This is a genomic window from Aeromonas sp. S15(2024) (assembly GCF_041402265.1).
GTDB lineage: Bacteria > Pseudomonadota > Gammaproteobacteria > Enterobacterales > Aeromonadaceae > Aeromonas > Aeromonas dhakensis.
On sequence record NZ_JBGLQY010000003.1, the window covers coordinates 307,398 to 319,249 of the forward strand.

At 60.4% G+C, this 11,852-nt stretch carries 13 protein-coding genes; 9 read left to right on the forward strand and 4 right to left on the reverse strand.

Going from position 1 to position 11,852, the window contains the following annotated elements:
- Window positions 1-22 precede the first annotated feature (22 nt).
- Window positions 23-1,246, forward strand: a complete 1,224-nt coding sequence (locus tag ACB033_RS08650) for an EAL and HDOD domain-containing protein (RefSeq protein ID WP_017779737.1) — start codon at window positions 23-25, stop codon at window positions 1,244-1,246.
- On the opposite strand, the gene ACB033_RS08655 is transcribed toward ACB033_RS08650, so the two are convergent.
- Complete coding sequence (locus ACB033_RS08655; RefSeq protein ID WP_139724559.1) at window positions 1,243-2,406, reverse strand: acetyl-CoA C-acyltransferase; 1,164 nt, start codon at window positions 2,404-2,406, stop codon at window positions 1,243-1,245. The genes ACB033_RS08650 and ACB033_RS08655 overlap by 4 nt on opposite strands.
- 121 nt (window positions 2,407-2,527) lie before the next feature.
- Between ACB033_RS08655 and ACB033_RS08660 the strand changes: the two genes are divergently transcribed.
- Window positions 2,528-2,923: a MerR family DNA-binding transcriptional regulator gene (locus tag ACB033_RS08660; protein ID WP_005301228.1), complete on the forward strand. Its 396-nt coding sequence runs from the start codon at window positions 2,528-2,530 to the stop codon at window positions 2,921-2,923.
- Between the two features lie 56 nt (window positions 2,924-2,979).
- Here ACB033_RS08660 and ACB033_RS08665 read toward each other — a convergent pair whose 3' ends face one another.
- Window positions 2,980-4,218, reverse strand: coding sequence for a dicarboxylate/amino acid:cation symporter (locus ACB033_RS08665; protein ID WP_371140458.1), 1,239 nt, complete (start codon window positions 4,216-4,218; stop codon window positions 2,980-2,982).
- Window positions 4,219-4,487: 269 nt separating this feature from the next.
- On the opposite strand from ACB033_RS08665, the gene ACB033_RS08670 reads away from it, so the two are divergent.
- The 3 genes from ACB033_RS08670 (at window position 4,488) to ACB033_RS08680 (ending at window position 8,004) form a co-directional block, all read left to right on the forward strand.
- A complete protein-coding gene (locus ACB033_RS08670) occupies window positions 4,488-4,772 on the forward strand; it encodes a pyrimidine/purine nucleoside phosphorylase (RefSeq protein WP_010633884.1) in 285 nt (94 codons plus the stop codon).
- A gap of 202 nt (window positions 4,773-4,974) precedes the next feature.
- Entirely contained in the window at window positions 4,975-6,357 is a 1,383-nt protein-coding gene (locus ACB033_RS08675; RefSeq protein ID WP_010633883.1) for an L-serine ammonia-lyase, read from the forward strand.
- A 276-nt stretch (window positions 6,358-6,633) separates the two neighbouring features.
- Window positions 6,634-8,004 carry an L-serine ammonia-lyase gene (locus ACB033_RS08680; RefSeq protein WP_005301233.1) on the forward strand — a complete coding sequence of 457 codons (1,371 nt, stop codon included), beginning with the start codon at window positions 6,634-6,636 and terminating at the stop codon, window positions 8,002-8,004.
- 163 nt (window positions 8,005-8,167) lie between these two features.
- On the opposite strand, the gene ACB033_RS08685 is transcribed toward ACB033_RS08680, so the two are convergent.
- Complete coding sequence (locus ACB033_RS08685) at window positions 8,168-9,127, reverse strand: lytic transglycosylase domain-containing protein (protein ID WP_139724492.1); 960 nt, start codon at window positions 9,125-9,127, stop codon at window positions 8,168-8,170.
- A complete protein-coding gene (locus tag ACB033_RS08690; RefSeq protein WP_017764394.1) occupies window positions 9,124-9,405 on the reverse strand; it encodes a YcgL domain-containing protein in 282 nt (93 codons plus the stop codon). Before ACB033_RS08690 ends, ACB033_RS08685 begins: the two co-directional genes overlap by 4 nt.
- A 107-nt stretch (window positions 9,406-9,512) precedes the next feature.
- On the opposite strand from ACB033_RS08690, the gene minC reads away from it, so the two are divergent.
- The 4 genes from minC (at window position 9,513) to ACB033_RS08710 (ending at window position 11,848) form a co-directional block, all read left to right on the forward strand.
- Complete coding sequence (gene minC / locus ACB033_RS08695) at window positions 9,513-10,223, forward strand: septum site-determining protein MinC (protein ID WP_005301245.1); 711 nt, start codon at window positions 9,513-9,515, stop codon at window positions 10,221-10,223.
- A gap of 18 nt (window positions 10,224-10,241) precedes the next feature.
- Window positions 10,242-11,054 (forward strand): septum site-determining protein MinD, encoded by an 813-nt coding sequence (gene minD, locus ACB033_RS08700; protein ID WP_005301248.1) that lies wholly within the window; start codon window positions 10,242-10,244, stop codon window positions 11,052-11,054.
- A 2-nt stretch (window positions 11,055-11,056) separates the two neighbouring features.
- Window positions 11,057-11,323, forward strand: coding sequence for a cell division topological specificity factor MinE (minE, locus tag ACB033_RS08705; RefSeq protein WP_005301252.1), 267 nt, complete (start codon window positions 11,057-11,059; stop codon window positions 11,321-11,323).
- Between the two features lie 198 nt (window positions 11,324-11,521).
- On the forward strand, window positions 11,522-11,848 hold the full coding sequence (locus ACB033_RS08710; protein ID WP_162519813.1) for an HI1450 family dsDNA-mimic protein: 327 nt from the start codon (window positions 11,522-11,524) through the stop codon (window positions 11,846-11,848).
- Window positions 11,849-11,852: the final 4 nt, after the last annotated feature.

The window sequence follows — 11,852 nt, forward strand, 5'->3', positions numbered from 1 at the left end:
AGTACACCCGCTGGAGAGATGCATGTATTCCTACGTAGCAAGGCAGCCCATCCTGGATCGGGAGTTGAAGACCCACGCCTATGAGCTGCTGTTTCGCGACAGTCTGGATAACGTGTTTCCTCCCATCTCCTCCCAGCAGGCCACGGCCAGGCTGGTGGCCGAACAGTTCCTGCAACAGAACATCGATCAGCTGCTCGGCGGTCGCCCCTGCTTCATCAACTTCCCCCACTCCCTGCTGCTGGAAGGACTGGCCGAATGCCTGCCGCCGGAGAAGGTGGTGATCGAGATCCTGGAAGACGCCGCCCCCGACGACGCCCTGCTGGCCAAGGTGAAGCAGTTGCACGAGCTGGGCTATCAGCTGGCACTCGATGACTTCACCCTGTCGCCGGACTGGGAGCGCTTCCTCCCCTATATCCACATCATCAAGTTCGATTTGCGCACCACCTCCCTGTTGCGGATCAAGGTGTTCATCCAGCAGCATCAACAGCTCAAGCTCACCTATCTGGCCGAGAAGGTGGAAGACAAGGCGGAGTTCGAGCGGGCCAAGCGGCTCGGTATCGACCTGTTCCAGGGCTTCTTCTTCAGCCGCCCCGAAATGGTCAAGCAGGCCACCATGGAGCCAGCCCAGGTGGTGGTGATGCAGTTGCTCAACGTGGTCAACCAGGCCGAGCCGGATCTCAACCGCATCGAGCAGTTGCTGAGTCAGGACATCTCCCTGTCACTCAAGCTGCTGCGTTACGTCAACCACCTCAAGAGCCACGCCAACCCCATTTCCTCCTTTCGCCAGGCGGCGGTCTATCTCGGCCACACCCAGCTCAAGCGCTTCGTGACCCTGGTGGCCGCCACCAGCGCCGGCCAGGGCAAGAGCGCCGAGCTCTATCAGATGTCGATGATCCGGGCCCGTTTCTGCGAGCTGCTGGCCCATACCCATGCGCCCACCCAGGAGGCTCAGCAGGCCTTCATCACCGGCCTCTTCTCCCTGCTTGACGTCTTGATGGAGCAGCCGATGGACAAGCTGCTCGGCACCATTCCGCTGATCGAGGAGATCCGGGTCGCCCTGCTAGAGCGCAAGGGAAACCTGGGGTTCTACCTGTCGTTTTGCGAAGATTACGAGAATGCGAACTGGCAGCGGATCACCGCCAGAACGGCCCGGCTCGGGCTCAATGAAGAGAAGGTCAGCCAGCTCTATCTGACCGCCACCGCCTGGGTCAACCAGCAACTCCAGGCGATGGCGGAGACAGATTAACCCAGCTCGATGGCGACCGCGGTCGCCTCCCCGCCCCCGATGCACAGACTGGCGATCCCACGCTTGAGGCCACGTTCGCGCAAGGCGTGGATCAGGGTCACCAGGATCCTGGCGCCACTTGCCCCCAGCGGATGACCGAGGGCACAGGCGCCGCCGTTCACGTTCACCTTGTCATGGGGCAGCTTGCAACCCGCCATGGCCAGCATGCTCACCATGGCGAATGCCTCGTTGACCTCGAACAGGTCCACCTCGCCCACCTGCCAGCCCACCTTGGCCAACAAGCCCTCGATGGCCCCGATGGGCGCGCTGGTAAACTCGGCAGGCTGGGCCGCGTGGCTCTGATAACCCACCAGCCGTGCCAGCACGGGCACGCCGAGCTGCGCGGCGGTGTCGGCCCGCATCAGGATCAGCGCCGCCGCCCCGTCCGAGATGGAGCTGGCATTGGCCGCCGTGATGGTGCCCGTCTTGCTGAAAGCCGGCTTTAGCTGGGGGATCTTCTCGGGGCGCGCCTTGCCAGGCTGCTCATCCTCGGCCAGCAGCAGGGTCTCTCCGGCCTTCACCGGCGCCAGCTCCGCTGCAAAGGCGCCGCTGCGCTGGGCCGCCAGCGCCCGCTCCAGCGAGGTGATGGCAAAGGCATCCATGTCGGAGCGGGTCAGTCCGGCGCGATCGGCGCTCAGCTGGGCATAATGGCCCATCAGCTGACCTTCGTAGGCATCCTGCAGCCCGTCGAGGAACATGTGATCGAGCACGCTCTGGTGCCCCATCCGAAAACCGCTGCGCGCCTTGTCGAGCAGATAAGGGGCACGGCTCATGCTCTCCATCCCGCCGGCGATCACCACGTTCGTGTCACCGAGTCGCAACCCATCGGCCGCCAGCATCACCGCCTTCATGCCGGAACCGCACACCTTGTTGACCGTGGTGCAGGGGATGCTGTCCGGCAGGCCCGCCTTCAATACCGCCTGACGGGCGGGCGCCTGGCCGACCCCGGCACTCAGCACGTTGCCAAGATAAGCCTCATCGATCTGCTCCCCCTTGAGCCCGGCCTGCGCCATGGCTGCGGTGATGGCACAGGCACCCAGTTCGGGTGCGCTCAGGTTGGCCAGGGCCCCTTGAAAGGCCCCCATGGGGGTACGTTTGGCCGCAACAATCACGATATCCATCAATTGCACTCTCCTTGTTACATTGAGATAACATATGCCGCCGCCGTCGCGGGAACAAGACTTGCGGGGCAGTTGACGTTTGGGTAAGGTGCCAGCCAGGATTGACAGTCAAGATAGCGCCATGAACCGAACCAAGGATGACAAACGGACCTACAGCATCAGCGAACTGGCCCGTGAATTTGATGTTACGACCCGAAGTATTCGTTTTTATGAAGATCAGGGACTTTTGAATCCTGCTCGTCAGGGGCAGACCCGGATCTACAGCCGTCAGGACAGAGTGCGGCTCAAGCTCACCCTGCGCGGCAAGCGACTGGGGTTCAGCCTGGCGGACATCCGCGATCTGTTCGATCTCTACGATGCGGACAAGAGCAGCCGTACCCAGCTGCAGACCATGCTTGGACTGGTGGCCGACAAGCGGGATACCCTGCAGCAGCAGCTGGAAGACATCAAGATGGTGCTGCTGGAGCTGGACGCCGCCGAGCAGCGCTGCCAGCAGGCGCTGGAGCAGCTCGGCTGAGGCAAACAGACAAGCATAAAAAAGGGGCCCGCGGGCCCCTTTTCATTGCAACTGGATTATTTGTTCCAGCGGTCCGGATCGTAATCCGGGCTGTAGCGGTCGACGATGACGGCGCAGGCCGCATCACCGGTGATGTTGAGGGCGGTACGGATCATGTCGAACAGACGATCCAGCGCAAACAACAGCGGCAGTCCCTCGATGGGGATCCCGGCGGCCAGCAGCACGGCGACCACCAGGAAGCTCGGGCCAGGTACGCCGGCCTGACCGATGGCCCCCAGGGTGGCGGTCACTATGATGGCAGCCCAGGCACCCATGGAGAGATCGATCTGATAGACCTGGGCGAAGAAGATGGCGACCAGACCGTAATAGATGGCGTTGCCGCTCATGTTGATGGTGGCACCCAGCGGCAGCACGAAGGAGGCCGTGGCATTGCTCACCTTCAGCTCTTTCTCGCAGGTCTCCATGTTGACCGGCAGGGTCGCCATGGAAGAGGCGGTGGAGAAGGCGACGATCTGCGGCTTCTTCATGGCAGACAGGTACTTGCGCACCGGGGTGTTGGAGAAGATCATGACCAGCAGCGGATAGACCACGAAGCCGAAGATCAGGATGGCGGCCAGATAGACCACGAACAGCTTGATCACCAGGGTCAGCACGTCGAAGCCGTAGGTGCCGATGGCGTCAGCCATCAGGCCGAACACGCCGAGCGGCGCAATCAGCATCACCTTGTTGATCATCCAGACGAAGGCATCCACCAGGGTGTTCAAACCATCGACCAGCGGCTTGGCCCGCTCGCGGGGCTGCTTGGCCAGCGCGATGCCGAGGAACATGCAGAACAGCAGGATCTGCAGGATGTTGGCTTCGTTGAGCGACTGGAAGACGTTGGTCGGGATCATCCCGAGCAGGGTGGCGACCGCATCGGGCAGGGCGCCCTTGTCGGAATAGTCACCGGAGAACATGGAGGCCATGGAGCCGAACTCGACCCCGATCCCGGGTTTGAAGATCTGCCCCATCACCAGTGCCAGCAGCACCGCCAGCGCCGAGGTGCCGAGGAAGAAGGCCAGCGTGGTGACGCCAATCTTGCCTGCTGCCGGGCTGGCCCCCAGATTGGCAGCCCCCGACAGGATGGCCACCGCCACCAGCGGGATCACCAGCATCTTGATGAGCTGGATAAAGAGCGTACCGAGCGGTGCGAACACGGTGGCTTGTTCACCCATGAACGCCCCCACCAGTGCCCCCAGCACCATGGCAACCACGACCTGGAAGCCAACGTTCTTAATGAGTCCTTTTGTTAACACAGAATGTTCCTTTATGTAGCAATTATTTACACTTTCCCAGTGCAATCAACCAAACAGGGGAAGAACAGCTGTCCATTCTCCTGAGCGCGCGCTTTATCTCATATTTATTGGCTGTTTGAAATCGCCAAATCGTTAACGGGAGTTATTGATAAGTTTGCAATAAGGTTAAGATTCAAAAGGAACACGGCGATTTTTCCCGCTTTCATCATGACAACTGACAAAACATTGTGCTATTTTGGCTTGGCAAACGTGCATACAGGGATGAAAACATGCTGAAAGTTAACGAATATTTTGACGGAAATGTAAAATCCATCGGTTTCGAGCAAAAAGGGGACAAAGCGACCGTCGGTGTGATGGAAGCGGGTCACTACCAGTTCAATACCGCCGCCCCCGAGCGGATGACGGTGGTCAAGGGTGCCCTTACCATCCAGCTGGCCGATGAAGATGAGTGGCACACCTATGAGCAGGGCCAATCCTTCGACGTGGCCGGCCACTCCTCCTTCAAGCTGGAAGTGAAGACCCCCACCGCCTATCTGTGCGAGTTCCTCGACTAAGCCGCAGACAAGCTGCAGCCCAAGTGGATAAGAGAGCGGACCCGAGTCCGCTCTTTTTCATCTGATCCCCTCCTCCTCTCGGCAACCCTTCGCCGTGACCCCCTCATTTGCGTGCCGCCATCACACCCCTCGGTTTTCCCGCTTTCCATCGACTACAAAAAATTTACAATATTTAGACGAAACCCATAATCGGAGTGGTGTCATGATCAGTGTCTTCGACCTGTTTTCCATCGGGATCGGTCCCTCTTCTTCTCATACCGTGGGGCCGATGCGCGCCTCTTACGCCTTCGTCATCGCACTCAAGCAACAGGGGCTGCTGCCCCGGACCGAACGGGTAGAAGTGGAGTGCTACGGCTCCCTCGGCCAGACCGGCAAGGGCCATGGCACCGGCAAGGCCATCATCCTGGGGCTGGCCGGTTTTGAACCCGAGTCGGTGGACATCGAGGCCATTCCCGCCTTCCTGGCCGAGGTGGAGCGCAGCCAGTCGCTGCGGCTGGCGGGGGAGCAGCCCAGCCAGTTCGCCCGCAGCGGCGCCATCATCTTCAACCGGCGCAAGACCCTGCCCGCCCACTCCAACGGCATGACCCTGCGCGCCTTCGCCGGTGAACAGCTGCTGCTCGAGCAGACCTACTACTCCATCGGTGGCGGCTTCATCATCGAGGAGAGCCACTTCGCCAACGCCAAGGAGGAGGCCGCCCGCTTCGATGCGGCCCACCCCGTTCCCTACCCGTTCGAGAGCGGCGCCCAGCTGCTGGCCCACTGCCAGGAGAGCGGCCTCTCCATCTCCGGCCTGATGCTGGCCAACGAGAAGGTGTTTCGCACGGAGGCCGAGATCAAGGCGGGCCTGCGCAAGATCTGGCAGGCGATGCAGGGTTGCGTCGAGCGTGGCTGTCGCAGCGAGGGGGTGTTGCCCGGCGGGCTCAAGGTGAAACGGCGGGCGCCGGCCCTCTATCGCCAGCTCAGCTGCGAGACCAATTTCAACAAGGATCCGCTGATGGTGATGGAGTGGGTGGATCTGTTCGCGCTGGCCGTCAATGAGGAGAACGCCGCCGGCGGTCGGGTGGTGACCGCCCCCACCAACGGTGCCGCCGGCATCATTCCCGCCGTGCTGCACTATTACGATCGTTTCGTGCGCAAGGTGGATGACGAGCTGCTGCTGAGTTACTTCCTCACCGCCGCCGCCATCGGCATCCTCTACAAGAAGAACGCCTCCCTCTCGGGTGCGGAAGTGGGCTGCCAGGGGGAAGTGGGGGTGGCCTGCTCCATGGCGGCGGGGGCATTGACCGAGATCCTGGGCGGCAGCCCGGCGATTGTCGAAAACGCCGCCGAAATAGGCATGGAGCACAACCTGGGGCTCACCTGCGATCCGGTGGGCGGCCAAGTGCAGGTGCCCTGCATCGAGCGCAATGCCATGGGGGCGGTCAAGGCTATCAACGCCGCCCGCCTCGCCCTGCGAGGCACCGGCGAGCACAAGGTGTCGCTGGACAAGGTGATCAAAACCATGTGGGAAACCGGCAACGACATGAAGACCAAATACAAGGAAACCGCCCGCGGTGGCCTGGCGGTTAACATTACTGAGTGTTAAAAATCGGTAATTTGCTCCATTTGGTTCCTAAATACCCGGCATTGTCGGGTATTTTTATGGGCAAACGCTTAACAAAATGGATAAGCATCAAAATAAATTTTATACTCGCCGCTCCGATTCAACAAAAATAGATCTATTTCAACTTTTTTTGGGCTTTGAGCCGTTACACTGTGGTTATCTGGTTCATTGACCTCGGCGACGACGCCCTCGTCCCATGGATCACCCCGTTTCTGCGAGTGGGCATGGCGCCCCCTTCTATCCTGAGGTAATTGTTACATGATCAGCGTTTTTGATATCTTCAAAATCGGTGTTGGCCCCTCCTCTTCCCACACTGTCGGCCCGATGAAGGCAGCCAAACAGTTCGTGGATGAACTGCGTGCAGGCGGCAAGATCCGTGACATCACCCGGATCCAGGTCGATGTCTACGGCTCACTCTCCTGGACCGGTAAAGGTCACCACACCGATACCGCTATCATCATGGGTCTGGCGGGCAACCTGCCGGAAAATGTCGATATCGACGGCATCCCCGAGTTCATCTCCCGCGTCGAACAGACCGGTCGTCTTCCCATCGGCCTGCACTGCCATACCGTCAGCTTCCCGCGCGACGCCATGGTGTTCCATGACGAAGCCCTGCCGCTGCACGAAAACGGCATGAAGCTGACCGCCTTCATCGAAGATGAAGCCGTCTACAGCAAGACCTACTACTCCATCGGCGGTGGTTTCATCGTTGACGAAGAGAACTTCGGCAAGGGCGACAGCGGCGACATGTCCGTCAGCTATCCGTTCAAGAGCGCGGCCGAGCTCATCGCCCACTGCAGCCAGACCGGCCTCTCCATCTCCGCCCTGATGATGGAGAACGAGAAGTGCTTCAACACCCCGGAAGAGATCTACAAGAAGCTCGGCAAGATCTGGACCACCATGCGTGAAGGGATCGAGCGCGGCTGCCGCACCGAGGGCGTCCTCTCCGGCCCGCTGCGCGTACCGCGCCGCGCTGCGCCGCTCTATCGCCAGCTGACCACCAACGAGAACCTCTCCAACGATCCGATGAACATCGTCGACTGGGTCAACATGTTTGCCCTGGCGGTCAGTGAAGAGAACGCGGCCGGTGGCCGTGTGGTGACCGCGCCGACCAACGGCGCCGCCGGCATCATCCCGGCCGTGCTGGCCTACTACGACAAGTTCATCCAGCCGGTTGGCCGTGACGACTACACCCGCTTCTATCTGGCTGCGGCTGCCGTCGGCATGCTCTACAAGATGAACGCCTCCATCTCCGGCGCCGAAGTGGGCTGCCAGGGTGAGGTGGGCGTCTCCTGCTCCATGGCCGCCGCCGGCCTGACCGAGCTAATGGGCGGCAGCCCCGAGCACGTCTGTGAGGCCGCCGAGATCGGCATGGAGCACAACCTGGGTCTGACCTGTGACCCTGTCGCCGGCCAGGTGCAGGTGCCCTGCATCGAGCGCAACGCCATCGCCGCCATGAAGGCGGTCAACGCCTCCCGCATGGCGCTGCGTCGCACCTCCAAGCCGCGCGTCTCCCTGGACAAGGTGATCGAGACCATGTACATCACCGGCAAGGACATGGACTCCAAGTACCGTGAAACCTCCCGCGGTGGCCTGGCCATCAAGGTGATGCAGGTTGCCTGCGACTAAGCAGATAACGGCAAATGCAAAAGGCGGGAATTCCCGCCTTTTTTATTGCCCATTATTTCCCGCTCATCACCTTCTGCATGGCCCCATTTCCCTGGGGCTGGCTCGCTAATTTCCGGGGCCATCCTGCAGCCCGGCCGAGATTGATGGCCAGAGCGCCTCGGCGTTATTCCACCAGGCGATCGGCCAGGGTCCCCACCGCCACCACGAAATAGTGGGAGCGATTCCAGTCGCGCAGTACTCGATAATTGGGATAGGCGAGATAGGCAGCGCCCCCTCCCCCGTCGGGCTGCACCAGCGAGGCCTGCATCTTCACCGCGGGCAAGGCGCCGCCATCCGCTTTGCGTACCCCGAGGGCCTGCCATGCCGACAGCGTTCGGGTATCTTCAAGCCCGACCAGCGCAGGATCCAGACCGGTGGGCACCCTCACCCGGCGCCCCCAGGTTTCATCCCCGTGCCAGCCGTTCTGGCGCAGATAATTGGCTGCCGAACCAAACACATCCGCCGGCGTCCCCCACAGATCCTTCTTGCCGTCACCGTCCTGGTCGACCGCGTATTGACGGAAGGATGAGGGCATGAACTGCACCTGCCCCATGGCGCCGGCCCAGGAGCCCTTGAGCTCGGCCGGGGTGATCGGCTCCTCTTCCAGCATGTGCAGGGCATCGAACAGCTGCCCCTTGAAGAAGGCCTCACGGCGCCCCTCCCAGGCCAGGGTCGCCAGCGACGAGACCAGCGGATATTTGCCGGTCAATTTGCCGAAATTGGTTTCAATGCCCCACAGGGCGACAATAAAGCGGGGTTGCACATCATATTCCGCCCCTATTTTTGTGAGCAGCGGCAAATACTGACGATATAGGCGTTTGGCTTGATTGACTTTCCACTGCGGCACCGCGTTGGAAATATAAGTGGCGAGGGTCTGTTTAAATTCCGGCTGATTTTTATCGTGCCGAATGGCGACCTCGATCAGATGAATATCGGCGAAGGCGGCAGCAATGGTCGCGGGCTGGATCCCGGCGGCCAGGGCCTCCTGTTTGAGGCCCGTCACATAATGGTCAAAATCGGGGCTGGCCTGCAGCGGGTGGCTCGACAATCCCCCCATCAGCAGCAGTGCCAGCCGCCTCTTCATTTCCGTTCGGCCTTCAATTGAGCCTTGTGCTGCTCCAGCAGGTTTTCCGGCGGAGGGGGCATCTGCAGATAGAAGCCCTGACTCTGCAGCGCCTCCATCACCCGGCTGGTGGAGGCGATCCCCAAGGGCTTGGCTGGGTCCAGTTTGGTCATCAATACCAGTTCGGGACGGCCGAATGTACTCATCAGCACCTCGGGTACGCGGGAAAAGTCCTCTCTTCTTTCAACAAAAAGATAGGTCTCGGCTTTTTTGCGACTTTTATAGACTGCACACAACATGGAAATTGATATAATCCAACCGGTTTATTGCCTCTGAGGATGGCAAACTATAACATCAGGAATTGAATAACAATAACGGATTACCGTCTCTGTCTCGGGGAAGATTCATGGTTGAGCGCGATAACGAATTGAAAGGGACCACCTTCACTATTTCTGTGTTGCATATCAGCGATGGTAAGCCTGAGCGGATCCGCCAGTTGCTGGCGGCCAAAGTGGCCCAGGCGCCCCAGTTCTTTAATTGTGCCCCCCTCGTCATCAATGTGGAACGGCTCACCGAGATCCCCGACTTCGAACAGCTCAAGGAGCTGGTGGAATCGGAAGACTTCGTGCTGGTCGGGATCACGGGGGCCCAGAACGAGGCGATGAAGACGGCCGCCAAGGCGGCAGGGCTGGCGGTGATGGCCTCCGGCAAGAGCCGCAAGGCCGAACCCCAGCCAGAACCGGCGCCGGCCCCCATCGTAGAAGCGAAACCCGTGCCGGCACCGGTGATAGCGAGCAAGGTGCATGTGGGCCCGGTTCGCTCCGGCCAGCAGCTCTATGCCGCCGGCACCTCGCTGGTGGTGCTGGGCTCGGTCAGCCCGGGCGCCGAAGTCATCGCCGACGACAGTATTCATATTTATGGCACTCTGCGCGGCAGGGCCATTGCCGGCGCCAAGGGCAACCCCCAGGCACGGATTTATTGCCAGCAACTGCAGGCCGAGCTGCTCTCCATCGCTGGCACCTTCCAGCTCAGCGATGCATTGCCGGCCGGCCTCATCCAGCAGCCGGTTCATGTCCGGCTGGATAACGAACAACTCCGTATAGACCGTATCAAATAGAGTTACAAGGAAGCGAGAATGGCGCGAATCATAGTCGTTACATCGGGTAAAGGTGGCGTTGGCAAGACCACAACCAGCGCGGCCCTGAGTACCGGTTTAGCCCAGCGTGGCCACAAGACTGTGGTCATCGATTTTGACATTGGCCTGCGAAACCTGGACCTCATCATGGGCTGCGAGCGGCGCGTGGTGTATGACTTCGTCAACGTCATCAATGGCGAGGCCAACCTCAACCAGGCCCTCATCAAGGACAAGCGCTGCGAGAACCTGTTCATCCTGCCCGCCTCCCAGACCCGGGACAAGGATGCTCTCACCCGCGAAGGGGTCGAGAAGATCCTGGATCAGCTGAGCGAGATGCAGTTCGACTACATCGTCTGCGACTCCCCGGCGGGGATCGAAGCCGGCGCCCTGATGGCGCTCTACTTCGCCGATGAAGCTATTGTCACCACCAACCCGGAAGTCTCCTCCGTGCGTGACTCGGATCGCATCCTCGGCATCCTGGCCTCCAAGTCCCGTCGCGCCGAGCGTGGCGAAGACCCCATCAAGGAGCACCTGCTGCTGACCCGCTACTGCCCGACCCGCGTCAACCGCGGCGACATGCTGAGCGTACAGGACGTACAGGAGATCTTGGCCATCAAACTGCTCGGGGTGATCCCGGAGTCCCAGGCGGTGCTGCGCGCCTCCAACTCCGGCGAACCCGTCATCCTGGACAAGGAGTCCGATGCCGGTCAGGCCTATGAGGACGCCGTTGCCCGCCTGTTGGGTGACACCAAGGATTTTCGTTTTCTGGAAGAAGAGAAGAAGGGCTTCTTTAGCCGACTGTTCGGGAGTTAAGCATGTCATTATTGGATTATTTTCGTTCCAACAAGAAACAGAGCACCGCACAACTGGCCAAAGAGCGGTTGCAGATCATCGTGGCTCACGAGCGTTCATCCAGAGGGGGGCCGGATTACCTGCCCCAGCTCAAGCAGGATATCCTCGACGTGATCCGCAAATATGTGGAGATAGACCCTGACAAGATCACGGTCCAGCTCGACAAGAAGAGTGATGAGCTGTCGGTACTCGAGCTCAACATCACCTTCGCCGACGACAAGAAGGGATGAGCCTGACGCCCTATGCGTGACCCTTTCCCCCAATGAAGACCGGATCCTGCTGCCAGGATCCGGTTTTTTATTGCCGCAACCGGGTCAAGAGCGCTGCTGCACTCGCCAAGCCCGTGGGGGACGGCTAGAATACGGCGCGCCACCGTGCGGCCGGGCCGTCGGTGTTTTTCTTTATTTATCAGCTGGAACAGACCGCTTATGTCTTTGAATGACGAAATGCACAGCGTCGAGGAACTGCTCGACACCGCCCTCGAACTCTTCATGGAGCTGGCCTCCGACAACCTGCCGGAGCAGGAGATCGCCCGCTTCAATCAGGAGTTCAACGACCGCGGCCTGCTGGCGGAAACCGATCCGGCCGATGACTGGGAAGTGGACGTTGGCTTCGAGGTCAGCGACGCCGAGTACGCCGAGATCTGGATCGGCCTTGGCAACGAGCAGGAAGAGTACGAGCACCTGTTCGCCCGCATGCTACTCTCCCGCCGTGTTGACGAGAAGTTCTGCCACATCGAATGGCTGCCCCAATAATTCC